The 25,008-nt window shown below is 44.8% G+C and carries 20 protein-coding genes; 6 read left to right on the forward strand and 14 right to left on the reverse strand.

All coding sequences use genetic code 11. From position 1 onward, the window contains the following. The first annotated feature begins 153 nt into the window (after window positions 1-153). Both CLV51_RS03505 and CLV51_RS03510 read left to right on the forward strand, forming a co-directional pair. Window positions 154-963 carry a sensor histidine kinase gene (locus CLV51_RS03505; protein WP_106526614.1) on the forward strand — a complete coding sequence of 270 codons (810 nt, stop codon included), beginning with the start codon at window positions 154-156 and terminating at the stop codon, window positions 961-963. A gap of 130 nt (window positions 964-1,093) precedes the next feature. Further along, the gene (locus tag CLV51_RS03510; protein WP_106526615.1) at window positions 1,094-1,840 is read left to right on the forward strand and encodes a LytR/AlgR family response regulator transcription factor; all 747 of its coding nucleotides are present in this window, start codon (window positions 1,094-1,096) and stop codon (window positions 1,838-1,840) included. 4 nt (window positions 1,841-1,844) lie between these two features. Here CLV51_RS03510 and CLV51_RS03515 read toward each other — a convergent pair whose 3' ends face one another. The 3 genes from CLV51_RS03515 to CLV51_RS03525 form a co-directional block, all read right to left on the reverse strand. After that, the gene (locus tag CLV51_RS03515; protein WP_106526616.1) at window positions 1,845-2,630 is read right to left on the reverse strand and encodes a tetratricopeptide repeat protein; all 786 of its coding nucleotides are present in this window, start codon (window positions 2,628-2,630) and stop codon (window positions 1,845-1,847) included. 20 nt (window positions 2,631-2,650) lie between these two features. Next, on the reverse strand, window positions 2,651-4,606 hold the full coding sequence (locus tag CLV51_RS03520) for a BatD family protein (protein ID WP_106526617.1): 1,956 nt from the start codon (window positions 4,604-4,606) through the stop codon (window positions 2,651-2,653). 145 nt (window positions 4,607-4,751) lie between these two features. Then, window positions 4,752-5,453, reverse strand: a complete 702-nt coding sequence (locus CLV51_RS03525; RefSeq protein WP_106526618.1) for an SDR family oxidoreductase — start codon at window positions 5,451-5,453, stop codon at window positions 4,752-4,754. 96 nt (window positions 5,454-5,549) lie between these two features. Between CLV51_RS03525 and CLV51_RS03530 the strand changes: the two genes are divergently transcribed. After that, window positions 5,550-6,245, forward strand: coding sequence for a YjjG family noncanonical pyrimidine nucleotidase (locus CLV51_RS03530; RefSeq protein ID WP_106527572.1), 696 nt, complete (start codon window positions 5,550-5,552; stop codon window positions 6,243-6,245). Window positions 6,246-6,318: 73 nt separating this feature from the next. Here the strand turns inward: CLV51_RS03530 and CLV51_RS03535 are convergent, their stop codons facing one another. From CLV51_RS03535 to CLV51_RS03555, 5 genes are all read right to left on the reverse strand, one after another. Continuing rightward, the gene (locus tag CLV51_RS03535; protein ID WP_106526619.1) at window positions 6,319-6,546 is read right to left on the reverse strand and encodes a hypothetical protein; all 228 of its coding nucleotides are present in this window, start codon (window positions 6,544-6,546) and stop codon (window positions 6,319-6,321) included. A 26-nt stretch (window positions 6,547-6,572) separates the two neighbouring features. Then, entirely contained in the window at window positions 6,573-7,226 is a 654-nt protein-coding gene (locus CLV51_RS03540) for a phosphatidylserine decarboxylase family protein (protein WP_106526620.1), read from the reverse strand. An 84-nt stretch (window positions 7,227-7,310) separates the two neighbouring features. Further along, complete coding sequence (locus CLV51_RS03545; RefSeq protein ID WP_106526621.1) at window positions 7,311-8,195, reverse strand: phosphatidate cytidylyltransferase; 885 nt, start codon at window positions 8,193-8,195, stop codon at window positions 7,311-7,313. Between the two features lie 73 nt (window positions 8,196-8,268). After that, window positions 8,269-8,517, reverse strand: a complete 249-nt coding sequence (locus tag CLV51_RS03550) for a putative signal transducing protein (RefSeq protein WP_106526622.1) — start codon at window positions 8,515-8,517, stop codon at window positions 8,269-8,271. A 25-nt stretch (window positions 8,518-8,542) separates the two neighbouring features. Further along, entirely contained in the window at window positions 8,543-9,481 is a 939-nt protein-coding gene (locus tag CLV51_RS03555; RefSeq protein ID WP_106526623.1) for a CPBP family intramembrane glutamic endopeptidase, read from the reverse strand. Window positions 9,482-9,686: 205 nt separating this feature from the next. On the opposite strand from CLV51_RS03555, the gene dusB reads away from it, so the two are divergent. Together dusB and CLV51_RS03565 are read left to right on the forward strand one after the other, a co-directional pair. Continuing rightward, a complete protein-coding gene (dusB, locus tag CLV51_RS03560; RefSeq protein WP_106526624.1) occupies window positions 9,687-10,754 on the forward strand; it encodes a tRNA dihydrouridine synthase DusB in 1,068 nt (355 codons plus the stop codon). Between the two features lie 45 nt (window positions 10,755-10,799). Continuing rightward, window positions 10,800-11,369: an NUMOD4 domain-containing protein gene (locus CLV51_RS03565; RefSeq protein WP_106526625.1), complete on the forward strand. Its 570-nt coding sequence runs from the start codon at window positions 10,800-10,802 to the stop codon at window positions 11,367-11,369. Window positions 11,370-11,442: 73 nt separating this feature from the next. On the opposite strand, the gene CLV51_RS03570 is transcribed toward CLV51_RS03565, so the two are convergent. Next, window positions 11,443-14,733, reverse strand: coding sequence for an AAA domain-containing protein (locus CLV51_RS03570; protein WP_106526626.1), 3,291 nt, complete (start codon window positions 14,731-14,733; stop codon window positions 11,443-11,445). A gap of 89 nt (window positions 14,734-14,822) precedes the next feature. Here CLV51_RS03570 and proC point away from each other — a divergent pair, with 89 nt between their 5' ends. Next, the gene (gene proC, locus CLV51_RS03575; protein ID WP_106526627.1) at window positions 14,823-15,620 is read left to right on the forward strand and encodes a pyrroline-5-carboxylate reductase; all 798 of its coding nucleotides are present in this window, start codon (window positions 14,823-14,825) and stop codon (window positions 15,618-15,620) included. Here the strand turns inward: proC and CLV51_RS03580 are convergent. The 5 genes from CLV51_RS03580 to nusA all read right to left on the reverse strand — a co-directional run bounded on the left by CLV51_RS03580 (window position 15,617) and on the right by nusA (window position 24,999). Then, on the reverse strand, window positions 15,617-16,111 hold the full coding sequence (locus CLV51_RS03580; protein ID WP_106526628.1) for a SixA phosphatase family protein: 495 nt from the start codon (window positions 16,109-16,111) through the stop codon (window positions 15,617-15,619). The genes proC and CLV51_RS03580 overlap by 4 nt on opposite strands. Window positions 16,112-16,326: 215 nt before the next feature. Continuing rightward, on the reverse strand, window positions 16,327-18,174 hold the full coding sequence (locus tag CLV51_RS03585) for an amidophosphoribosyltransferase (RefSeq protein ID WP_106526629.1): 1,848 nt from the start codon (window positions 18,172-18,174) through the stop codon (window positions 16,327-16,329). 153 nt (window positions 18,175-18,327) lie between these two features. Continuing rightward, entirely contained in the window at window positions 18,328-19,713 is a 1,386-nt protein-coding gene (locus tag CLV51_RS03590) for a peptidylprolyl isomerase (protein ID WP_106526630.1), read from the reverse strand. Window positions 19,714-19,934: 221 nt separating this feature from the next. Next, window positions 19,935-23,765 carry a translation initiation factor IF-2 gene (infB, locus tag CLV51_RS03595; RefSeq protein WP_245898610.1) on the reverse strand — a complete coding sequence of 1,277 codons (3,831 nt, stop codon included), beginning with the start codon at window positions 23,763-23,765 and terminating at the stop codon, window positions 19,935-19,937. Next, entirely contained in the window at window positions 23,752-24,999 is a 1,248-nt protein-coding gene (gene nusA, locus CLV51_RS03600; RefSeq protein ID WP_079471571.1) for a transcription termination factor NusA, read from the reverse strand. The genes infB and nusA overlap by 14 nt, the downstream gene beginning before the upstream one ends. Window positions 25,000-25,008 lie beyond the last annotated feature (9 nt).

Raw genomic sequence — 25,008 nt, forward strand, 5'->3', positions numbered from 1 at the left:
TAAAAGCTAACCGCTCTACCACTTTTCATCGTTTTCTCCCCAGTTTCCTGTAAAATTCTACCTCATAATAAATGCCCCTTTCTATTGGTTATGATTTAGCCGATATTTAAGCAGCTTATCAGAAGAAGATTCGGCTTCTTGCAAACCTTATGTGTGGCACATTTTTACAATGAAATAATTTTTGCTGCGGGATGGCCTTACTGGCTGTTTTTTTTGTTAAGTCTCATAACCCTCATCGTATTTTTTATCCTGCGGGAAAGAAGGATCAAGAGAGCTTCAGCGAAAGAAATAACCATTCACCATGCGTTGATTAACCTGGAGCTACATGCTTTCCAGGCGCAGATGGACCCGCATTTTATTTTTAATAGCCTCAATGCTATTCATCATTATATCCTTACTACCAGCACGGATATGGCATCCCTGTATCTTACCCGTTTTTCCCGGCTGATGCGGCTGATGATCGGTAATTTCAACAAGGAATGGATATCGCTGTATGATGAACTGGAAGCACTGGAACTATATATACAACTGGAACAACTACGTTTTGACCAGCAATTCAACTATCAGCTGCATGTATTACCGGAAGTGAATCAACAATTTACACTGATACCTCCGCTGATTATTCAGCCGTATGTACAATATGCTATCTGGCACCGGCTGCTGCCCCGGCCGCAAAAAACAGGCGGTTGTTTGAAGATCATCATTGGCCAGGAAAACGATCGCCTTTTTATTCACCTGGAAGATAACGGTATCCTGATTACCGAACTGCTGGATGGCACCGGTGAACGGCAAGCGTCAGGGATAGACATTGCCTCAGAGCGGCTGTACATGATGAGTGAAAAATACCATATGCAGGCGAGCATTAAATCCAGGCAACTATTTGACGAGGAACACGAACCATCCGGTAACCAGCTCACTATCAGTATGCAACACGTTGGTACCCGGCAATCATTGGCCGGATAAGGCTTTAGTTGGTTATTTCTGGTAAATAGCTTAATTTCTACATGGATTTTCTGGCTTAACGACCACATAGCACTAACCATATAACAAAACCTACAGCAAATCTAAAGCACTCAACACTTAATCTAATCACATGCGTGCCATTATCGTGGACGATGAGAAACATAGCAGAGACGTGCTGCGTATTATGTTAGAGAAGTACTGTCCTCATGTTTCCGTGCAGGCTGCCTGCAGCAATGGTACCTCTGCACTGGAGGCCATTATTAAGCAGCAACCGGAACTGCTTTTCCTGGATGTGGAAATGCCCGGTTTGGATGGTTTCCAGGTATTGGAAGCATGTACCAATCACTCCTTTGCCGTTATATTTACAACAGCCTATGATCACTACGCCTTAAAGGCCATTCACCACAGCGCCCTGGATTATTTACTCAAGCCCATTGATGGAAAAGAACTGATGGAAGCTGTGGAAAAAGCGGGCACACAATCAGTATCCAATTCCGCAGCAAAAGTGGAAGACCTGTTACAGTATCTTTATCTGCAACTGCATCAGGACGAAAGGCTGGCATTTCCTACCATAGATGGCTTGCGGATGGTGTCTGTAAAAGATATTATTTATTGTGAATCTACGGCTACCAAAACCACCATTCATTTACAAATGCAGGAAAAGCCGGTACTCGTGTGTCGCAACATGAAAGAGATGGAGGAGTTGCTGTGTAATAAAGGTTTTTTTCGTGTGCATAACAGCTTCCTCATCAATTTATCTTTCATGGATAAATATATTAAAGGAGATGGTGGAGAAATAATTATGTGTGATGGCTATAGTGTGCCGGTATCCCGTGAGAAAAAACAGGATTTTCTGTTGCGGATAGAACATTTGTAATCTGTTACAACCGCTTAATGTAAGCGCAGCTGATCCAACCGCTCTTGCCATCTGCCAGCTCTATCTTACAAAAATCCTTGGTCGCATCTGATACATGTACTTTCATACCTTCCTGGATCTCAAAAGCATCTTTGCTGTTTTCGTCCGGTGCCGTCTTTACTTTGATATTGTTGTTCATCACAATACCGGATTGATGATTATTAGCTGCCAGGTACGTATCAACAGCCATAAGAAGGTAGAGTAAAAACAGGGCGCCGATAGCGTAGTTTCCCCAGCGCAAAAATTTGTTCTTCCATCCCGGCAAAAAAGTATTGAGCATAATGCCGGTTATCAGCAACCAGAAAAACAGGATACTCCCAACTGCCCACCCATTGGCCTTATGCAGGTGTTGTAATTGTAACCACCACTGCTGAAAAAATACTAACGGTAACTCCTCTACGTAGCCGTTCACCTTCTGATTGGCAATGGCAAGATTATGTTTTACCGCAGCATCATTGGGTGATAACTGCAATGCTTTTTCGTAATTATATATTGCCAGGCTGTTTTTTCCTGCTTTGTAATAAGCATTTCCGGCATTGAAGTAGATGGCTTTATGATTCACACCTTCATCCAGCAGTTGCTGATAGATCTTTGCTGATTCAGTAAACTTACTTTGATTAAAGAGGTTGTTCGCTTCCTCAAAGCTTTGCTGATGGGTGTTTTGAGGCGCCTGTGCATAACTGTCTGTATTAGCCAGGAAGAACAGTGCGATGGCAAAAAAAATGGATATAATATTTCTGTGATTCCGCATTTTGACCTTTCGTTAAATAATTAATTCTTCAACGCATCTTCCAGGTTGCTGATAATATGTACCGCCTGCTCGTAAGTACCCTGCATCTTATGATTTTGTGCAGGCGCATAGAGTGCTACTTCGCAATTGGCTATCAGCTCAAACAGCTCACTTGCATTGCTGCCGTTGATGCGGCGTGCCGCCAGTTTGTCCTGCACTAATTGTTTACTGAGATCTGCCATGGGGATCTTTAGCTTGTTACTCAGATATCCCCATACTGCACGGGAAGTTTCTTCATAAAAAGCTTTTTCCTTACCGTCTTTCAGGTAACGTGCCGCCAGTTCCAGCCTTTTCAGTGCTACTTTATTTGCATAGCGGTGTTTGAGTAAGGCTGCATTGGTGGTGTTGTAATTTTTTCTGCGTTTATATACGATGATGCCTGCTGCTATGAGTAAAGGCAGTAGCAGCAATACATAGAACCATGGGCTGAGAATAAACCAGCTATGGTTTTTTGTCCAGTTCAGGATGCCGGTGTCATTTTTCACGAGTTCATTTTTAGCTACCCCAAAATCCTGCTTGTCTTGTTTGATGTGCTTGCCTTGTGTAATGTGAATTACAAATGGTTGCGAGCGCATTGTTTTATAGCTGTTGGCGGCTGGATCAAAGTAAGAGAATTCAACGGCTGGTATGGTATGGTCGCCTGCTTCCTGTGGCATCAGCACATATTCAAATGTGCGGCTACCGGAGAGCGGGTTGCTATTCTTTTCTATGTCGTCTGTTACCTTTGGATCGTACTTTTCAAATCCGCTGGGGATCTCTATTTTAGGAGGGTTGAGCAGGTTTACATTACCCTGACCGCCAATAGTAACTTTCAGTGTCAGTGCATCATCCGTGGTAAGTTTATTTTTATCTACTGTTGCAGTCATGTTAAAGCGACCAACAGCACCGTTATAGCTGGTAGGCCGGCCTTCAATGGGCACTGGCTTCACGTTTATTGTTATCGGGTTGCTTTGGATCTTATACGGAACATCCTGGTATTCTACTTCCGGGCGATTAAAGAAATCATCAAAGAATGGATCTTTAAAAGAAGGATCATTGAAGATATCATCGAACGGATCTTTAGCTTTACCTCCCCCATGTTTGCTGCTGACCATTTTTACCAGTCGCACCTGGTTGTCTACCTCAACCGGATCAAGGTCCAGTTTGCCGGATTGAAATGGAAACAGCAGTGTTTTACGAATGGTAAATACTTTATACGGAATGCCGTTAACTCTTTCTTCAGTGGCTTGTGGCGGATTGGGCAATTCAATGTCTTTTGCAGAAAAACCTTTGAAGGCGGGCACTTTGGTGACGCTTGAATTAGTTGGCAGGCGCGTAAAAAGTTTATACGTTGCCGTTAGTTGTTCTCCTTCGTATAAATTGGTTTTATCTACATCTACTTTCAGGAAAATATTTTTGCGGAGCTTTTCATTTATGTCTTCGCCCTTTTTCAGTACACCTTCCGGTAAATCATCTGCGTTGCCCTGTTGGCCACGGTGCGGCTGTAATCCGGCAGATGGCTGCTGCGTTTGTTGTTGCTGCTGTTGTTGAGCCTGCCCATTACCTTTTTTAACTTCAATTAAAACAGGATTGGATTTTACGATATTGCCATTCACACGTGCCTGCGCACCTGCAATAGTGAAACTACCCACATGTTTGGCTTGTAACAGGTAGCTCAGTGCGATATATTCAGACCGCTTACCATTGAAGATAGATTGTCCCTGCATTTGCGAAGGTCCCTGCAACACGTCAAAGTCCTTGAAGCTGGGTGGTGTAAAGCTGGCCACGTTCACGCCATTTTCCAGCATGAACTGGATCTGGAATGGTTCATCCTGTGTCACATTGTTATTGCTCACGGAGGTGGTAAAGCGAAACTCCTGAGCGGAGGCACAAGCTACCAGCCCTAAGCAAAACAAAACGGAGAAAATACACTTCCTTATACAATATCTGTCCATCATAGTTATGTCAACAAATTTAACCAAAGCCGCTCCGGAAGCGCAGTAAGCACCCGTTAAAAGTTAGTTAAAAGAATTACGAATTACGGATCGGCGCGATCTTCGCTTATAACCGCAATTCATAATTCGCAATTCGTAATTCTTTCTGTTATATGTCTCCCAGCATGGGTCTGAGCAGGATTTCTTCAATTACGGTTTGTTTGGCCATTGACCAGGCCGACCAGATAACACTGGCAATATCTTCGGGAGGCATCATTCTGTCTGGGGCCGCTTCAAAACCTTCCCAGGAGGCTGTTAGTGTAGGGCCCGGGCTCACAGCGGTAACACGGATATTATGGGCCTGCAGCTCTTCTCGCAGATTTTTGCTGAAGCCTAGCAAAGCGTATTTGGTAATACTGTAGGAACCGCCGTTGGGGTAAGCCTTGTGGCTGGCAGTAGAGCACATGTTAAAAATATGTCCGTTGCGATGCGGTATCATCAGGGGCAATAATTCACGGGTAAGGTGATAGGCGCTGTATACATTTACCGCCATCAACTTTTCCAGTAAGCCATCTTCTTCCTGGTGTATAGCTCCCGGAATAAAAATGCCGGCATTATTCACCAGTATATCAACACTTGAAAAAACGGTTTTTATTTTAGCTGCAAAGGCCAGTACCTGTGCTTTATCGCCCATATCCACCAATTCTGCATGTACTGTTACTGCCGGGTTCTTTGCCTGGATGGCAGCCTTTGCACTTGCCAGCGTGTCTGCATGTCTGGCGCAAATAGCTACATTAAATCCTTCCTGAGCCAGTTTCTCTGCAATAGCCTTTCCGATGCCCTTGCTGGCACCTGTTATAACTGCATTCATAGTTTCGTTGATTAAAGCAGTAAAGTAAGGAATTTAGTTTGAATGAATGGCCGGGTGCCGGCCCATCTGTGTAGTATTTTGTACCTTTGCGCAGTCATGAAATACAAACATATTTTCTTTGATCTGGACCACACACTCTGGGACTTCGAAACAAATGAACAGGAAACATTGCTGGAGCTGTATAACAGCCACGCTTTAGAGAGCAGAGGGGTGCCTTCATTTGAGGCATTTTCCACCTCCTATGTAGGTCATAATGAACGTTTGTGGGACCGCTTCCGCAAAGGGTTTATCACACGTAATGAATTGCGCGACAAGCGCTTCCGTCTTACCTTACTGGATTTCAAAATAGGTGATGAAGCACTGAACAAAAAGATCAGTGAAGGGTTCCTGGAAATACTGCCCTACAAAACAGCATTGTTCCCGGAAACTAAAGAAACGCTGGATTACCTGGCAGCAAAGGATTACCCGATGCACATGATCACAAATGGGTTTGAAGAAACACAGTTGTTGAAAATGAAAAATGCAGGTATTGCGCATTATTTCACACACATTATCACCTCCGAAATAGCCGGAAGCTTAAAACCTTATCGGGAAATTTTTGATTATGCTATCACCAAAGCCAGTACCAGTGCGAGAGAAAGTATTATGATCGGGGATGCTATGGAGCTCGATATTAAGGGCGCACACGGAGCGGGAATGGACCAGGTATATTTCAATCCTGCCAAACCACCAGTAGATTTTAAGCCTACTTATACTATCGGGCATTTGAGAGAACTGAAGGAGATATTATAAATTAAATTACGAATTGTCAATTACGGCACAAAACAATCTTCGCTCATAACCGTAATTGACAATTTGTAATTTTTTATTGCGCTTTGGCTTTTGGCTTATTTGCAGCGGCCGTTCTCAGGCTGGCTGTTTTGGATGGCTGCTGACAGCAGCTTTTACCTTTTGCAGTAGTTTTGCAATTAGTAGCAGTACAAGTTTTCTTTGTTGATTTGTCCGCAGCAGGTTTGCTTTGGGTTTTCTCCTGGGCAAACGCTACTCCTGCCATAAATAAGAAGGCTGCAACGCCGGTAAAAACTTTAGTCATAATAATGCAGTTTAATTACTAAGATACTAGATTTTAGCGATAACGGAAATACCGCCCTGTACTACCTGTTCCAGCTGAACAGCCACTGCTGTTCCGATAGGCAGATACAAATCCACACGGGAGCCGAATTTAATAAAGCCCATCTCTTCATTCTGTGTTACCTGCATACCCGGTTTCAGGTAGTTTACAATTCTGCGGGCCAGGGCACCGGCAATTTGTCTTACCAGGATATCTGCTTTACCATTACCGATAACGATAGAATGTCTTTCATTTTCAGTAGATGATTTAGGATGCCAGGCCACCAGGTACTTACCGGCGTGGTATTGCGACAGTTTCACGGTACCGCTGATAGGGTTCCTGTTTACATGTACATTGGCAGGACTCATGAAAATAGATACCTGCAGGCGTTTATCTTTGAAATACTCAGGTTCATACACTTCTTCAATCACTACTACTTTACCATCACAAGGAGAAATAACCAGTGAATCGCCCACGGTGTATTGTCTGGCTGGTATACGGAAAAATGATACGATGAACAGAAAAAAGGCCAGGGATATGATGGAAACGGTCCAGCACAGCGCAGGCGCATTGCCAAACCAGTAAAATACTGCTCCGTTAATTAACGCCAGTACCAGGAATACAAGGGAAATGGTAGCAAATCCTTCACGATGGATCTTCATTGTTTTTTGTTAGTTTATTGGTTTATGTGTTTTATCGTAATGCGAAGTTACTTCAATTCATTTTTTGTGGAATACGAAATTCTGTTAAGCCATCATAAAGAATTGAACGTAGATCCAGGCAAAGGGTGCTGCCAGCAGCAGCGAGTCAAAACGATCCAGGAAGCCGCCGTGGCCGGGCATGATACGCCCGGAGTCTTTTACGCCCGCCATTCTTTTTAGTTTAGACTCTATCAAATCACCTATGGTACCGAATATAGCAGCTATGCCAGCCAGTGCCAGCCAGTGTTGTAAGGCCAGGTACTGTTGTCCCCAAAAGTAGCCGTAAATCCCTGCAGTGGCTACAGCGAGGATCATACCGCCTACTGAACCTTCCATCGTTTTTTTAGGAGAAATAGCCGGAAAGAAAGGAGTACGGCCTATCAGCGACCCAACAATGTAGGCCATGGTATCATTAATCCAGATGAAAATGAGGAGCAGCAAAGGTATCAGCCATCCGGGGGCCGTGCCTACATCATTGGCTGTATAATGGATGTTGATGGCATTCAGCCTGATATGTATGAGCAAACCAAAAGGAATGATCACATATAGAAGGCCTATGGCGGAGTAGCCAATGTTTTTCAAAGAAAAGTCCTTGCTTAGTAAAACATCTCCCAAAGGCAGTATCAGCAGGAAAATTACTGTTATCCACCAGCCTATCAGGCCGGTAGCAATATGCCCGATTTCAAAATTTTTCCCGGTGAAGGTAAGTATGATTGCCGCTCCGGCTATCGTTATACCCCACTTGTGCCAGGAAGATATGGCGGCGTAATCGGTGTCTATTAAGCGTAATAACTTAAAATATTCCTGCAGGGCTAAACAGCCTATCAGGAAAAAAAGCAGGAAAAAAGTATAGTCAGCCCATAAAATTCCTCCCAGCATCACTGCCACAAACACAAGCGCAGAGGCAGTGCGGGTAAAAAATGTCTTCATTGTGCTTAAATCTGTTGATTAAATGCTATGCTACCCGCAAAAGTGTACAAAATTACCCGATAGAGCAAATCACCTATTTGGAATCCACTTCGTTGGCGTCTCCGGTAGGCAGATTGTTGTGATGATGCACCAGGCTTTTAGCCGTTTCCTCCTGGGTTTCATGCACATATAATTCTGCCTGGCCAGGTAGCAGGAAAGTGTAAGAAGATGATTGTCTGTTTAGTAAAATGGCATCAATTCCATTATCCAGGAGCATCCCTTTCACTATTTCTGCCTCGAAGGGCCGGTCACTGGAAAATATTTTAACCCAACCTTTTTCCATAATAATAGCTTTAATATCTTTTAGATTACAAATTTTCGTCTTCGTTTATCTCCTCCTCTTCTTCTTTTACTACCTCTATCATGGGCATGGGTGTCGACTTTTTACTTAACGCCCAAAACAGCCCAATGGTTACAGGAATACTTAATGCCACAAAATACCACGCTATCGGCGTGTCTTTTGAGGGATCTTCCTTTGTCATGCCATGCTGAAAAAAGTACATCCACACAATTTGCAAACCATTGTTCATGATATGTGCAAGGATGCTTAACCATAAGTTGCCACTGATAACATAAATGGCGCCCAGCGCAAAACCCAGTACCACACGGGGCAGGAAGCCCAGTAACTCACCGTGTACAGCACTGAATAAGATAGCTGTGATGAATACACTCAGCCAAACTTTACGGGTGCTTCTAATCAGGAGGCGTTGTAATATACCTCTGAAAAAAAGCTCTTCTGCGATGGCCGGAACAATGGCCACCAGTATAAGGTTGATGAAAAGATCTTTTAATGTTGGCATCTGCAGCATTACCCCGATCAGCTTTTCTGCCTGGGCCTGCATATCACGTGCAGCCTGAGGCACCGGCCAGGTTTGGTTCCATTCGCTCAGCCATCCGGCGAGCGGAAGTGCGCCATACATCGCCAGCAGGGCCAGGATGATCTGTAACCCCTTAGGGGCTGACTTTAACCCGATATAACGCATGGGATAAGGCTGCCACAGGTAAGCAAAAAGGGCTGCTGGTACAAAGTATGCGACGATAGTGTAAAAGAATTGTGTTATTTTCAGATAGCCGATCAGGTTAGGATCTGTCAGGTTCCCGTTTTGAAGTGCTGCCAGGTCGCGGCCTGTCATTATTGGAGTTATATAGCCCAGCGCAGCGATGTACACCGCGAAGAACCCAAAGAAAAAACCGAGAAAGGTAACAAACTGTAAGAAAGTCGGAGACTGCTTCAGATAACCGGTCATAAAGAATTACTGTATTAAATTTGCGTAAATTTACAGCGCGAATTCCAGTTTTGCAGTAACATGGCAGATTTACTTAATGCTCATCACCTTGTTTTTTGCTGCTGAAAATAAGTGGCAGTCACTGCAAACTCCTGCTTTGTAAACGAATAGTATATAAAACATTAAAATAATAACTACGGCTAAACCGGCAGTGGTTATATAAATTATGGTGAAGATAGGAAATATTGAACTGGGAGAATTCCCTTTGTTACTGGCGCCCATGGAAGATGTGAGCGATCCGCCTTTTCGTGCGGTGTGCAAGGATAATGGGGCCGATCTCATGTATACTGAATTCATATCTTCGGAGGGGCTTATACGTGATGCCATCAAAAGCCGGAAAAAGCTGGACATTTTCGACTACGAACGTCCGGTAGGTATCCAGATTTTTGGGGGAGATGAAGACTCCCTGTCCCTGGCTGCACAAATTGTGGAAGCTACCAATCCTGATTTGCTGGACATCAATTTTGGCTGCCCGGTAAAGAAAGTGGCTTGTAAAGGTGCCGGTGCCGGCATCCTGAAAGACATCCCTAAAATGATAAAACTTACTGCTGCCGTAGTAAAAGCTACCCGGCTGCCGGTAACTGTTAAAACCCGTCTGGGCTGGGATGACGAAACAAAAAATATTGAAGAAGTGGCAGAAAGGCTGCAGGACGTGGGCATCAAGGCACTAACCATTCATGGTCGTACCCGTACACAGATGTACAAAGGGAGTGCTGACTGGACTTTGATCGGAAAAGTAAAAAACAATCCCCGCATACAAATTCCTATCTTTGGTAACGGTGACATATGTACGCCGGAACAAGTAATCGCTGCGAGACAAAAATATGGCGTAGATGGGGTAATGATAGGCCGCGCTGCTATTGGCTATCCCTGGATTTTCAAAGAGATTAAGCATTTTATGAAGACTGGCGAACATTTGCCCCCTCCAACTGTTTTGGAAAGAGTAGAAGTTTGTAAAAAGCACCTGCACCACTCAGTTTCCTGGAAAGGTGAAATAGTAGGCATACTGGAAATGCGCCGCCATTATACAAATTACCTCAAAGGACTACCACATATAAAGGAATTCAGACAACAATTAGTAACTTACAATACATTAGCAGAGATCGAAGAAGTATTAGACGCAGTAGTGTTACAATACAAAGATCATATATTCGAAAGGGCTGCTCCCCAGTTAGCTGCACATGATTTTCTGCCGGTTAATACTGAAATGGCCGGTTGTAACGTTTACGGATAAACGGAAAAACCCCAGAATATAAAAAATTATAAAAATTGCTTTCACATGACCACAATTAAAAATCTGAAAAATGAAGTCTGGAAAGACTTACAGATTAAAAACAAATCTGCCCTGCGTAAAAAATACGCCGTTTCCAACATGGGGAGAGTGATCAGTTATCATGAAAGTACGGAAGATGGTAAGCTGCTCACGGGTTCTACCGTAGAAGGCTATACGGTTTTAAATGTAAAGCCGGCCGATAGCTACCAGTCACTCTATTTGCACCGCGAGGTCGCCAAACTTTTCAGTAAAAAAGGAGGACGGGCACACAAATATGTGATTCACCTGGACTACGATAAAAAAAATAATAAAGCAACTAACCTCCAATGGGCAACCAAAGAGGAAATGGAAGAACATCAGCAAAAAAGCCCTGCTAAGCTGGCCTACAAAGAAAAGCAACGCAACCGTATTAAAGGACTGAAGCTGAATGTGAGCAAAGTGAAGAATATTAAACGCCTGCTGACAAAGCCCGGTAAAAAAACTATGAAGCAGATTGCTGAACAGTTTGATATCAGCGAAATGCAGCTATACCGTATCAAAAGCGGTGAAAACTGGGCGCATGTAACATTGGATTAAAGCCTGGCTTGCCAGGACTGATCATATGATGTTGTCTAAACTGTGGCTGCACTTCTGGTGTGGCCATAGTTATTTAAAGCTGCCCCCTGATCATTTCCCCCAACACTTTCCGGTAATGCGCACTCTCCTTTAATACCGGCTCATGCCCTATCAGGATCACCTGTTTTCGTGCACGCGACAACGTTACTAACAACTTACGGTCTACCTCTATCTGCTCTTCTTCCCATTTAAACTGCCCCAAACACTGCAGGGTATGTACCTGGGCGGCATGATATACCGCCAGGGAAACAATGATAATATCGTTTTCAGAGCCCTGGAATCTTTCTACCGTATCAATATTTATTTGTTGCAACACTTCATCATCTGCAATCAACTCACGGATTAAGCTGATCTGTGTACGCCATGGTGTAACCACACCAACCGTGTCTTTACTGAAATCTGCGCCATACCTGCTTTTCAGATGGTGTAATAAGGATACCACCCAGGTGGCTTCGGTTTTATTCATTTTGGAAGTCGCCTCATACGGACTGGGAATAAACACTTTTCTACCCAGCGACAACACCCGCTCCCACCCTATATTTTCATGATCAGGGTGTATATCAAAGGAGGCCTTTTGAACATCTCTGCCGGAAGATAACTGTCCTGCATAATAATGGTTCACCAGTTCGGCGATGTTATCATGCATCCGGAAATGTGTGTTTAACATACCCCATGCATGGCGCCAATGCTGGGTTTTACACCGCTGCATCAACCGCTCAAAAATAGAAGAGCGCAGGTCGTGGATACCCAGTTCCTGCAGGTAAGGTTCTTTTACCCGGCAAAAATATTCCTCCTGTGCTACCACTGGTGGTAACTGGTTCTGATCACCTATCAGAATGAACTTCCGGAAAGGCATCAACAGGCCCAGTAGCTGCGGCTCTGTGAGTTGAGAGGCTTCGTCTACAATCAGTGTATCAGTAGGAATCCCCATCATCATTAGCAAATCCAGGCGGGTAGCCATGGTGGCAACAGTGGCAACAAATACATGCTGACTGGTAATGTAGCTCCGTGCTTCATCCAGTGAGCCATCCAGGCAATACTGCCGTAGCTTCAGTGAGGCTTCGGAGCTACGGCCACCCATACGCAGGTGTGCGATATTTTTTGCCTCCAGCTTAATGCAGATTTCTTCTACTGCTTTATTGGTGAAGGCCACAATGATGACATAATTATTTTGCTTTACCATCTCTCCTACGATAGTGGTGAGCAGAGAAGATGTTTTGCCGGTACCCGGTGGTCCCTGCAGCAGGTAATAATCCTGTGCCTCCAGTGCTTGTTTTACAATTTGTTCCTGGTTGCTGTTAAACATAGCAGGAGTAGCATGTTGTAGTGGATGCCAGCGAGGTGTTTGAAGTCCCAGCAACATATTGGTGCGCTCCTGGTATTGCGGGGAGATAACATGAAACAAAGAAGCCGCTGCGGTCCAGTAATTGGATTCGTAAATATCGTGCTCAATAATCCACTCATCATACTGCCGGAAAAAATCCAGCGTCATTTGCCGGTTATTCAGTGAGAAGCTGAGTTTATCTTTCCCCAGTTCCTCAATTCTGCCTTTCAGCAGCTGTTGCTGCATGGGCTGCAATTCCGTGCTGGTGCGGGGATAAATAATGGCGGTATCGTTCTTGCGGAAATTATGACTAACGGGCACGACTATATCAAATAATACCGAACTGTTCACCGTATCAAATTCGCGGAAACGCAGACCGGGAATAATGTTGAAACGTGCCAGCTTATCAGCTTCGTGTTGCAGCCAGAGTGCAGCAAATCCGTCGGTATCATCTTCCCGGTTAATTTCGGAAAACATGCCGCATTTTGCCTGCAGGTACTCCCGCAGCATAAACGCCAGGAACTGCTGATAGTAAGCTTTTGCAACCGGTGATGCTGTTTGCCATGCCTGTTCAAAAGCGGTGAAATGCACCGCGCTGAAACCGGGTAGGCCCAATGCAGCAGCAGATGATATGGTAGATAACACCTCAAACTCTCCACCAGCCAATCTTAACAGCATGGCCACTACTTCATTGCGTAACAGCAATAAATCATTTTCTGTGAGATGGGTACTGCTTACATTTCGTAGCGGATTAGCTGCAGCAGCGGAATATAGGATAGCAGAACTACCTTTTCGCTGCCGGCCAAAAGCAGAACGTAACAGGAGGTTATAGCCTACCACCTGCATCTCGTGGTTCTTCCAGGTATTGAAATCCGGTGCCTTGCCGCTTTTTAACTCAAATATTTCTTTACGATAATCATCGGTATCATCTTCCGCCATCAGATCCAGACGCCCTTGCAGGCCGTATTGTGCAGAAAAGAATGTGGGCTCTATACGTACCGGTTTATCCTGTAGCTCCTTTACTGTATTGTGCAGGTTGCCCCAGTGCTGATGACGGATATCGCGGAACATTTCATTCAGCTTTTCTTTTCCATAGGCAGCTGCCTGGAGCACGTTTTCCGCTACTGCTTCTACAAAAGAAGTCTTGAAATCTATTTCTTTATTACGCAGCATTTCATCCAGGAGGGCGTTTACGAGGTTTCCCTTAAAAGCTGCGGGACTGGATTGTTGTGGTGTTAGTTTTTTAACAAGGTATAACAGGCGGTTGGCGCCTTTATGTGTAAAACATTCTGCCAGATCGCTGATGTCGATTAACAGGTCAGGTTCCAGTACCACCTGGCTTTCCGTGGTAGTGGCATATTCGTGCCCGGCAACTCCCTGCCGGCAATGCAGTACGTGGATGGTGTCGTATGGGCGTAACAGGCCATGTAAAGACACCACCGTAACGGATTCCATGTTTTCCAGTTGCAGCTGAAAATCGCCCTGCTCATCATTTTTTACATCCAGCAGAAAAGTATATTTCCCGTGCGCACCGGTAGTTAGCACTCCTACTGATGTAATCATACATTTGAGCAGGGTTAAACTACCTGGCCGGTGCTGGTATGCCAGCGATAATTTATTGGTGCCGGCAGCAGTATAGATATCCTCCAGAACAGCCGGTACCGGTACGTGGTAGCACCAGGAAACAGCTGCTGTGAGGGCTTTTATGCAGAGCAGGTGTTCTGTTTCATCCAATGGAAACAAACCACGTGTAGCCTTATTCGTTAGTATGCGTAATGCAGTGAGCTGCTGATGAATATCTGGTGGTACCACCTGTTTATCAAAGAAGTATTGCATTCGTGCAAACAGGTTCCCGAAAGACCGGCTTTCTTTCCTGGTCAGCTCCCGGAAAAGGTTTTCCAGTATCAGTTTATAGTGACGGGTTTTTTCTTCCGTGTTTTGTATGCCGTGTGCTTCTTTTATCCTGGCGTAGAACGCAGCTGCTATTTGTGATGCCTGCATATATGCAAGTTAAGGAATACGCTACGGTTTGCATCAATGCATCATTTGTTATACCTTCCGTAGGATTTATAGTGTAAACATAATTTTTTATGTCAGCCAAAAAAATAGCCATTATAGGTGGAGGAAATCTGGGCTCGGCCATTGCCCAGGGATTGCTGAAGAGCGGTTTTTCAAAGGCCGGTGATATCATCGTTACCAAGCGTAACACAGGTACACTCACGGCCCTGCGTGATGCAGGTGTGCAGATAGAAACAGACAATGCCGTTGCTATCCGTCAGGCGGAAGTGATTGTAGTAGCCTTAAAGCCCTACAATGTGCGGGAAGTATTGCAGGAGTTCAAGGATGTTTTTGATCCTGCAAAGCATATCCTGATCAGTGTTGTTACGGGTGTAAGCATTGATGACCTGGAGCATATTGTACCAGGCATGCCGGTGGTACGTGCCATGCCCAATACAGCTATTGCCATACAGGAATCTATTACCTGTATTTCGCACAAGCACGTTACAGAAGAACAGATCCGCTATGTTAAAACTATGTTTGATCAGCTGGGAGCTACTGTAAGCATTGATGAGAAACTCATGGATGCGGCTACCGTATTGGGAGCCTGTGGTATTGCCTTTGCACTGCGTTACATCCGCGCTAATATCCAGGGAGGTATTGAAATAGGTTTTGATGTGCGCACTGCCAGTCTTATTGCTGCGCAAACGGTAAAGGGTGCTGCTGAATTACTGATCCGGGAAAACCGTCATCCGGAAGAAGAGATAGATAAGGTAACAACCCCCAAAGGTTGTACTATAGCAGGTTTGAACGAGATGGAACACCAGGGATTCAGTTCTTCACTGATCAAAGGCATTACTGTTTCGTATAATAAAATTGTGAAAGGTTAGTCCTTGCGTGGATATTCGAAGAAGAGGAACTTTTTCTTTGCCAGATCAAAATCTTTCCAGCTGTCTGTATCTGCCTGAATGCCGAAGATACCAGCGGTAGGTACATTGTCTATCCTGATTTCTTCTGTCAGATAATTGGCGAAATCAGTTATACCCGGATTGTGTGCAAACATGGCTACGGTATTGAAATCATCATCAATTTTTGTGATTACTTTCAGGAAGGTAGCGGCGTAGCAGAGATAAAGTTCTTCTTCCAGCAAAATCGCCTGTCTGGGGTATTTCCATTCATTGGCCATTATTTTTGCGGTGGATCGTGTGCGTTTAGCAGGACTGGCAATAACCAATTCGGGTACCATGCCGCGGGTAATAAGCCTTTGGGCCATTTCCGGAGCATTTTGTTTTCCCCGTTTGTTGAGGGGTCTGTCAAAGTCATCCATGTCCGGATCAGTCCAGCTGGATTTTGCATGACGAATGAGTAATAATGTTTTCATGGGTAGAAAACCGATAGTTTGCTGAAAACGAAAATACTGATTTTAAAGGAAGTTAACTTGTTAGGCTTATAATGCCAGTTGGGGAGGGATTATTTAAGATAAAATTAACATGGAATAATATTTACAGATCTTCGAAATTTTTGATTTAGATAGATAGTTACCGAAAAATATTTTTTTCGATAACTATCTATCTAATTTATAACATCTGAAAATGATTAATATCCTCTTTCGTTCTTGCCTTCCATGTAGTTCATGAACGCTTTATTTACTACACGATTACCACCCGGTGTAGGGTAATTACCGGTAAAGTACCAGTCGCCCAGGTTATTCGGACAAGCATCATGTAAACTTTCAATAGACTGATAGATCACTTCTACTTCTGCGCGGATGCTGGGAGGAGTCAGGATTTCAGCAATCTTAGCAGAAATCTGTTCCGGTGTAAATGGTTTATAAATATTCTTCACCACATTCTGAGCATGCAGGGTATTAGTGCGTGACAGTTCTTTACACAGGCCGTAAGCTTCCTGGAGTATATGTTCCTTGCCATTGTCCTTCAGGAGTTCGATAGCTGCCTGGAAGGCCACAAAATCGCCCATCTTGCTCATATCAATACCGTAGCAGTCCGGATAGCGGATTTGCGGAGCAGAAGATACAACAATGATCTTTTTAGGTCCTAAACGATCCAGCATTTTCACTATACTTTCTTTCAAAGTAGTACCGCGTACAATGGAATCATCTATTACTACCAGGGAGTCTATACCGGGTCTTACCGTACCATAAGTGATATCGTACACGTGTTGTACCATTTCATTACGGCTGGAATCTTCGGTGATGAAGGTGCGCATCTTCACATCTTTGATCGCTATTTTATCAATGCGGATGCGACGATTGATCATTTCATTGAGCTTCTCCGCATCAAAATCTTTATCCCAGGAAAGAATACGCTCTACTTTTATTTTGTTGAGATAATCTTCCAACCCTTTCAGCATGCCATAGAAGGCTACTTCAGCGGTATTAGGAATGAAGGAGAAGATAGTATTGCGCAGGTCATTATCGATGGCCTTGAGGACCGTACCGGATAAATTGCGACCGAGGGCAGTACGTTCTTTGTATATTTTTTCATCGTTACCGCGGGAGAAGTAAATCCTTTCAAAGCTGCAGGCTTTACGTTCCTTAGGTTCCAATATTTGTTCTATAGCGTAGTCGCCATTGTTTTTAACAATCAATGCACAACCGGGCATGAGTTCCAGCACTTCATTTTCTCCTACGTTAAAAGTGGTGCGGATAGCAGCTCTTTCAGAAGCGGCTACAATCACATCATCATTTACGTAGTAGTAAGAAGGACGGATACCGTGTGCATCACGGATTACAAAGGCATCACCGGAGCCAATGAGGCCGCAGGCGTGGTAACCACCATCAAACATGGAGAAGGCCTGCTGCAGGATCTTTTTGATATCCAGTTCTTTGCTGCCTTCATTATCTTCCTGGGCGAGGAAATGGTGTATCACTTCCAGCATCGCCGCGAGATCGCTGTTTTTGTGCACCTCTCCCGGTTCCGCTTTAGAGAACTTAAACAGTTCATCCGCATTTACCAGGTTAAAGTTACCGGCCATAGCCAGGTTACGTGCAGGAATTGTATTGTAGCGTACAAAAGGATGGCAGAGTTCCACGTTGTTTTTACCCTGGGTAGCGTAACGGATGTGCCCCATCAGCAGTTCTCCCAAAAACCTTACGTGTCCTTTCATCAGACCCGGATATTTGGTGATTTCCGGCTGATATTTTTCTATTTCCTGTATTTCATCTCTTATTTTACCGAAAATATCTCCGATAGCTTGTGGAGCAGCACTGCGGATACGTTGCATGAAAGGTACGCCCGGCTCAGTGTTCAGTTTTACGGTAGCCACACCAGCGCCGTCCTGGCCTCTGTTGTGTTGTTTTTCCATGAGCAGGTACAGTTTGTTTAGCCCATAGAAAACAGTCCCATATTGTTGTTGGTAGTAGGAAAACGGTTTTCTTAATCTTATAAATGCCAGACCGCATTCATGTTTGATCGCATCACTCATGGCAGAAAATTGAAGTCGCAAAGGTACGCTAATAAAAAAAGAATTACGAATTGCGAATTACGAATTACGGACCAAGCGAGTTATATGAGTGAAAATTATACACTTATAACCTGCTTGGTCCGTAATTCGTAATTCGCAATTCGTAATTCTTTTTTACTGCTTCGCAAGGGTAGCCATCCACTGGCTGATGTGATTACAGTTTTTATATTCGTCATCTACATGTACGTAGAACGTTGGTATTTTTTCAATGAGCCATTTGTTGATAGCTTCTGCACGTTTAATATCCAGGGTCCGTTGCTGAACGCGGGAATAATCATCCGTGAGATTTTCTCTGTGTGGCTGTGTGCGTGTTTTCAGGTAAACGATACGGATAGCAGTGCGACCGTTTTCGTCTGTAAACTGTGCGGGAGCGGATATTTTGCCTGGTTTCAGGGTATCCAGCATCAGCACGATATCTCTTTGACCAGGATCATCCAGTTGGTCTATGGTGATTAATGTACCACCGTCGCCAGTTTTGGATTGGATCATACCGCCATCGAATTTAGACGTTGTTGCATCACTGTATTTGGATACTGCTTCTGAGAAGGTCATTTTACCGGCCAGAATGTTGGCGCGGATAGAATCCAGTTTAGTAGTACCTGACGCGAGATCTGATTTGGTTACCGCTGCTCTTACGAGGATGTGCTGTACCGTTACATTATCTCCTGCGCGTTTCAGCATTTGTATCAGGTGATAGCCATGTTGAGATTTTACGGGGGAAGATATTTCGCCTTCTTTTAAACGGAAAGCTGCGGCCAGAAAGTCAGGATCCCACGTGTTTTTATCATTACGATTTAATACGTAAACACCTTTATTATCTTTTACACCCGGGTCTTCGGAGTAGAGGATTGCCAGTGAACCAAAGTCTGATTCTTTATTCAGTACCCGTTTTTTGAAATCGAGCAGGCGGTCAATAGCGTATTGGTCCATTTCGCGGGTCGCTTTAGGCTGTATCACGATGGTACCTATTTCCAGTTCTGATTCGTAGAACTTGAGACTATCTTTAGGGATAGCATCGAAGAAACGTTTTACTTCTGATGGCGTTACTTTTACCGGTTCAATGATCTTGTTCCGCATAGCTTGTGCCAGCAAACCTTCTTTGATAGGTGTACGGAAACGTTCGCGGAGCTGATAGATAGAGTAGCCGGTGATTTCCTTCATTTTCTCTTTGGTACCGTACATCTGCTCGAAGTAGCGGATACGGTTTTCCATCTGTGCTTCCACATCACCATCACTCACGGGTAAGCTATCGCGTTCTGCCTGGAGCACCATCACCTTTTGGGAAATCAGCATTTCCATGGTTTTGCAGGCAGCTTCGGGAGAGATGTTGCCGTCTACCGAATTACGCTGCTGATCGGCGAGCGCGCCATCCATATCGGATTTGAGGATAATCTTATCCCCTACAACCCCGATAATTTTGTCTGCCACCAGTTTTTGCTGGGCCGTAGAAGCTTGCCAAAATAGCAAAGCGCCTGCGGATAATGCCAAAAGTTTCTTCATACAAAAGCGGTAAAATTCAAAAATAACCAATTAAAGATCAGGTCTGTAGGTAAAGTCGATGGATTTAACAAAAGTTTAGATAAGCAGCCAGCTTTTAGCTATTAGCGTTTAGCAAAAAAAATACAGCGAAGAAAATCGCGATTAACAGAATTGTCTATAATCGCTCTTTTCTTCGCTGCATTTTTACTAAAAGCTAGTAGCTAAAAGCTAATGGCTTCCTATTATAAGGTTCTTTTTACTTCTACTTCTTCGAAACCTTCGATGTTATCGTTAGGTCTCAGGTCACTGTATCCACGAACACTCAAACCGCACTCCATGTTGGCTGCTACTTCTTTCACGTCATCTTTATAACGTTTCAGAGAGCCGAGCTCGCCTGTGTGAACCACGATACCGTCGCGCACCACGTTGATACGGGTGTTTCTTGTCAGCTTGCCATCTGTAACGAAGCAACCTGCCACGGTAACTTTTTCGAATTTGTAAGTTTCGCGCACCTGAACGTTGCACACCACTTTCTTCTCGATTTTTGGTTCCAACATACCTTCCATGGCGCTCTTGATTTCATCGATCGCGTCATAGATGATAGAGTAGTTACGGATTTCGATATTTTCTTTTTCCGCCAGCTTAGCAGCCTGGGAAGAAGGACGTACCTGGAATCCGAGGATGATCGCATCAGAAGCGGTTGCCAGCAATACGTCTGATTCTGTAATCTGACCTACTGCTTTATGTACGATACTGATCACAATTTCTTCGGTAGACAGTTTCTGCAGGGAGTCACTCAATGCTTCTACGGAACCATCAAAGTCAGCCTTGATGATCAGGTTCAGCTGTTTAAAGTTACCCAGTGCCAGACGGCGACCGATTTCATCCAGTGTGATATGTTTCTTGGTACGGATACCTTGTTCGCGAACGATCTGGGCTCTGCGGTTGGCCACTTCTTTGGCTTCAGATTCGTCTGTAAACATTTTGAACTTCTCACCTGCCTGTGGTGCACCATTCAAGCCGAGTACCTGTACTGGCATGGATGGTCCTGCTTCTTCCATTTTCTGACCGCGTTCATTGAACATGGCTTTGATTTTACCGAAGAAGGAACCGGATACAATGGTATCGCCCTGACGTAGGGTACCGTTTTGTACCAGCAGGGAGGCTACGTAACCGCGGCCTTTATCCAGTGTTGCTTCCACGATGCTACCGGATGCTTCCCTGTTAGGGTTAGCTTTCAATTCCAGCAATTCCGCTTCCAGCAATAATTTCTCAAGGAGAATATCAATATTCAACCCGTTTTTCGCAGATATCTCCTGGCTTTGGTATTTACCGCCCCAATCTTCTACGAGGAGGTTCATGCCGGCTAGTTGTTCTTTGATTTTTTCAGGGTTGGAGCCTTCTTTATCCACTTTATTGATAGCGAATACCATTGGCAGGCCAGCAGCCTGAGAGTGGGAGATAGCTTCTTTTGTTTGTGGCATGATAGCATCATCCGCCGCTACAACGATTACAGCGATATCTGCTGCTTTGGCACCACGGGCACGCATCGCGGTAAACGCTTCGTGACCAGGTGTATCGAGGAAGGTGATTTTTTTGCCACTTACAGTAGTTACCTGGTAGGCACCAATGTGCTGGGTGATGCCACCTGCTTCACCGGCTACTACGTTGGCACTACGGATATAATCCAGTAAGGATGTTTTACCATGATCTACGTGACCCATGATGGTAACGATCGGAGCACGTGGTTCCTGATCTTCAGGAGCATCTACTTCATCATCATCATCTGTTTCTTCCGCATCTTCCAGTCCGATAAATTCAACTTCAAAGCCAAATTCACCAGCTACCAGTTCTATTACTTCCGCATCCAGACGTTGGTTAATGGAAACCATGATACCGAGGCCCATACATTTGGAGATTACTTCTGCGAAGCTTACATCCATCAGGTTGGCCAATTCGCTCACAGATACGAATTCTGTAACCTGGAGCTTATTGTTTTCGTTACCTTCTTTGGCTTTCTGGTGAGCTCTTTCCTCACGTTTCTCCCTACGGTGTTTGGATTTCACGTTTTTACCGCGACCGCCACCGAGTTTGGCCATTGTTTCCTTGATCTTATTCTGGATCTCGTTTTTATCGATTTCTTTCTCTTCAGTAGTGCGTTTGTCATCGCGACCGCCTTGGCCTGGTCTGTTATAACCGCCACCTGTTCCGGCTGGTCTGTTATAACCACCACCTGCGGGTCTGTTTCCGCCTGGGCCGCCGCCTGGACGGTTGTAACCACCACCACCTTGTCCGGCTGGTCTGTTACCACCTGGACCGCCTGTTCCGGCTGGCCTGTTATAGCCACCGCCTTGTCCGGCTGGTCTGTTGTAACCACCACCACCTGTTGTTCCGGTGTTAGCGCCGCCTCCTGGGCGGTTATTATTGTTCCGGTTATCGCCTTGTGGACGATTTCCGCCGCCCTGATGGCCACCACCGGCACGGTTATCACCACCATGATGAGGGCGATTGCCGCCTTGTCTGTCATGTTGATGAGGTGGGCGATGTTCACCCGGAGGGCCGTCTTTACGGTCACCTTCTTTGAAATCTTTAGGCTGAACGGGTTCAGGTTTCTTTTCCACGATAATACGCTTGCGTTTGCGTTTTTCGTCCCTGCTAAAGTTATTCTTATTGTTATCGCGTCTGTCAGATTGAACTGGCAGCTCTATTTTACCGATTACTTTAGGGCCGGTTAATTTTTCGGCCTGAATATTTTCGATAACAGCAGCGCCTGATGGTTCATCCTGTTGTGCCTGTGGAGCAGGTACTACGGGAGAAGGAGGAGGTGTTGGCTGGCTGATGTTTTTATTATCAGCAGTAGTGGGTTTGCGATGTTCAGTCTTTACGACATGTTTAACAGGAATATGCGCCGGTTCTTTAATTGCAGCCGGTTTTGCCTCTTGTAATACTTCTTCCACTTTTTTAACTACAGGTTTATCTTCAACCGGTGCGGCTTTTTCCGTTTTTTCTGTCGTATCGGTCTTTTCTGTTTTCGCTACTTTCTCTGCCTGTGGAGCGGTTTCGGCTACGGGAGCTTTTTCCACTTTTTCGGCTATATCAGCTTTTTCCACTGGTTTTTCAGTTGGTGCTGTAGTTGCTTCCTTTACAGGAGGGGCAGCCACCGGTTTAGGTTCCGGTTGTTTTTCAGCAACAGGAGGAGCAGGAGTTACCGGTTCAGGTTTTACTTCCTGTACTGGTGGTTTTACTGCCTCTGGTTGCGGAGCCGGGGCTTCCGGTTCTGCTTTTTTAGCAACTGTTTTTTTATTGCGGTTTAATGCGTCCAGGTCAATAGTAGTAATGACTTTAGGGCCGTTTATTTTCGGCGTCTCTGCTTTTACTACTTCTGGCTCAGCGGGAGGAGGTGTAACCGGTGCTTTAGGCACTTCCGCAACAGGGGGAGCTGTAACAACGGGAGGCGCTGGTGCTGGTTTCGGTTCTACTTTCTCTTTCGCGGGAGGTGGTGGTGGTGGTGCTGGCGCAGCAGCTACCGGGGCTTCCTGTTTAGGAGCTTCCTTAACGGGCTCCGGTTTAGGTTCAGCCTTAGGTTCCTGTTTAGGCGCTTCTGCTACAGGAGCAGTGGCTGCTTCTTCTTTTTCTTTAGTGGTATTCTTTTTAGCCGCCGCTTCCGCTTCCTCCTTCTCCTTCTTCTTCATCGTTTCTAACACGCTTCCTTTAGGGAGGGCTATCTGGTCGCTTTTGCGTTTGTTAGCCTTGTCCTGCTGGAATTCCGACTGCAGAGCTGAGTACATAACAGCCGTGAGGCGGGCATTGGGAGAACCAAAGCCACCCATGTCAAAGCCTTTATTGCCAAGGAAGTCAATGAGGGTTTCCTTACCAATATTAAACTCCTTGGCTGCAGCCAGCAATCGTGGTGTGTTGTTTGTTGTTTCAGGCATATCGTATTTCGGGCCTCCCCTGTTTCCGCCAGAGGCGGATGCTTTTTTACGTTTAAACAATAACTCGAAAAAATCAATTCCCTTTCTAATAAGGCCTTTACCTGGGAAGGGTTGTGGCTCGGCTTTATTCTTTGTCAAACTCTTCCTGTAATATTCTTCTTACATCCTGCACTGTCTCTTCTTCCAGATCGGAACGGCGAACCAGTTCTTCAACGGTTAGCTCTAATACGCTGCGGGCAGTGTCACAACCTATTCGTTTCAATTCATCTATGATCCATTCTTCGATTTCATCTGAGAATTCTTCCAGATCGATATCGAATTCAGATTGTTCCTGTGCTTCATCACGGAATACATCAATTTCGAAACCGGTCAATTCGCAGGCCAGCTTGATGTTTACTCCTTTTTTACCGATGGCCAGGGAAACCTGATCAGGGTTGAGATAAACAGAAGCGTATTTATTTTCGTTATCCACTTCCATGCGGCTGATCCTGGCAGGTGTTAAGGAACGCTGAATCAACAGTTGAATGTTGGTGGTAAAGTTGATAATATCGATATTTTCATTTCTGAGTTCGCGAACGATACCATGTATGCGGCTACCTTTCATACCCACACAAGCTCCAACCGGATCGATACGGTCATCGTAGGATTCTACGGCGACTTTAGCTCTTTCCCCTGGTTCACGAACGATTTTCTTGATTACAATAAGCCCGTCAAAGATCTCAGGCACCTCAATTTCCAGCAATTTAGCCAGGAAGGATGGATGTGTGCGGGAGAGAATGATGAGTGGTGCGTTATTCTTCATTTCTACTTTCTTCACCACCGCTCTAACATTCTCCCCTTTTTTGAAATAATCTGTGGGGATTTGTTCAGATTTAGGCAAAATTAACTCATTCCCTTCATCATCAAGCAATAAAACTTCTTTTTTCCAAACCTGGTAAACTTCACCGTTTACGATTTCACCAGCTTTATCAGCATATTTCTTTACAAGAATGTTCTTTTTCAGATCACCGATACGGGCGGACAAAGTTTGTTTAGCCGCCAGGATAGCCCTACGGCCGAAATCCATGATCTCTACTTCTTCATATAAATCTTCACCTACCTGGTAATCCGGTTCTACTTTAATAGCTTCGGAATACGCGATCTGTGCATTATCATCTTCTACTTCCCCATCAGTAACGATGGTTCGACGGCGTAATATTTCAAGGTCACCTTTTTCGGTATTTACAATCACGTCAAAATTCTCATCTGAGCCATACTTTTTCCGCAGTAGTGTTTTGAACACATCCTCCAAGACCTTCATCAATGTAGGACGGTCAATATTTTCCGCCTCCTTGAACTCGGTAAATGACTCAATCAAGTTAATACTAGCCATGTTTAGTTG

Source organism: Chitinophaga niastensis, assembly GCF_003014755.1.
In the GTDB taxonomy this organism is placed as follows: Bacteria; Bacteroidota; Bacteroidia; order Chitinophagales; family Chitinophagaceae; genus Chitinophaga; species Chitinophaga niastensis.

What these genes read in the sequence shown, in the direction of transcription:
- CLV51_RS03510 (WP_106526615.1), top strand. Translation starts at nt 1,094, where the DNA reads ATGCGTGCCATTATCGTGGACGATGAGAAACATAGCAGAGACGTGCTG.
- CLV51_RS03515 (WP_106526616.1), bottom strand. Translation starts at nt 2,630, where the DNA reads ATGCGGAATCACAGAAATATTATATCCATTTTTTTTGCCATCGCACTG.
- CLV51_RS03520 (WP_106526617.1), bottom strand. Translation starts at nt 4,606, where the DNA reads ATGATGGACAGATATTGTATAAGGAAGTGTATTTTCTCCGTTTTGTTT.
- CLV51_RS03525 (WP_106526618.1), bottom strand. Translation starts at nt 5,453, where the DNA reads ATGAATGCAGTTATAACAGGTGCCAGCAAGGGCATCGGAAAGGCTATT.
- CLV51_RS03530 (WP_106527572.1), top strand. Translation starts at nt 5,550, where the DNA reads ATGAAATACAAACATATTTTCTTTGATCTGGACCACACACTCTGGGAC.
- CLV51_RS03535 (WP_106526619.1), bottom strand. Translation starts at nt 6,546, where the DNA reads ATGACTAAAGTTTTTACCGGCGTTGCAGCCTTCTTATTTATGGCAGGA.
- CLV51_RS03540 (WP_106526620.1), bottom strand. Translation starts at nt 7,226, where the DNA reads ATGAAGATCCATCGTGAAGGATTTGCTACCATTTCCCTTGTATTCCTG.
- CLV51_RS03545 (WP_106526621.1), bottom strand. Translation starts at nt 8,195, where the DNA reads ATGAAGACATTTTTTACCCGCACTGCCTCTGCGCTTGTGTTTGTGGCA.
- CLV51_RS03550 (WP_106526622.1), bottom strand. Translation starts at nt 8,517, where the DNA reads ATGGAAAAAGGTTGGGTTAAAATATTTTCCAGTGACCGGCCCTTCGAG.
- CLV51_RS03555 (WP_106526623.1), bottom strand. Translation starts at nt 9,481, where the DNA reads ATGACCGGTTATCTGAAGCAGTCTCCGACTTTCTTACAGTTTGTTACC.
- dusB (WP_106526624.1), top strand. Translation starts at nt 9,687, where the DNA reads ATGGTGAAGATAGGAAATATTGAACTGGGAGAATTCCCTTTGTTACTG.
- CLV51_RS03565 (WP_106526625.1), top strand. Translation starts at nt 10,800, where the DNA reads ATGACCACAATTAAAAATCTGAAAAATGAAGTCTGGAAAGACTTACAG.
- CLV51_RS03570 (WP_106526626.1), bottom strand. Translation starts at nt 14,733, where the DNA reads ATGCAGGCATCACAAATAGCAGCTGCGTTCTACGCCAGGATAAAAGAA.
- proC (WP_106526627.1), top strand. Translation starts at nt 14,823, where the DNA reads ATGTCAGCCAAAAAAATAGCCATTATAGGTGGAGGAAATCTGGGCTCG.
- CLV51_RS03580 (WP_106526628.1), bottom strand. Translation starts at nt 16,111, where the DNA reads ATGAAAACATTATTACTCATTCGTCATGCAAAATCCAGCTGGACTGAT.
- CLV51_RS03585 (WP_106526629.1), bottom strand. Translation starts at nt 18,174, where the DNA reads ATGAGTGATGCGATCAAACATGAATGCGGTCTGGCATTTATAAGATTA.
- CLV51_RS03590 (WP_106526630.1), bottom strand. Translation starts at nt 19,713, where the DNA reads ATGAAGAAACTTTTGGCATTATCCGCAGGCGCTTTGCTATTTTGGCAA.
- nusA (WP_079471571.1), bottom strand. Translation starts at nt 24,999, where the DNA reads ATGGCTAGTATTAACTTGATTGAGTCATTTACCGAGTTCAAGGAGGCG.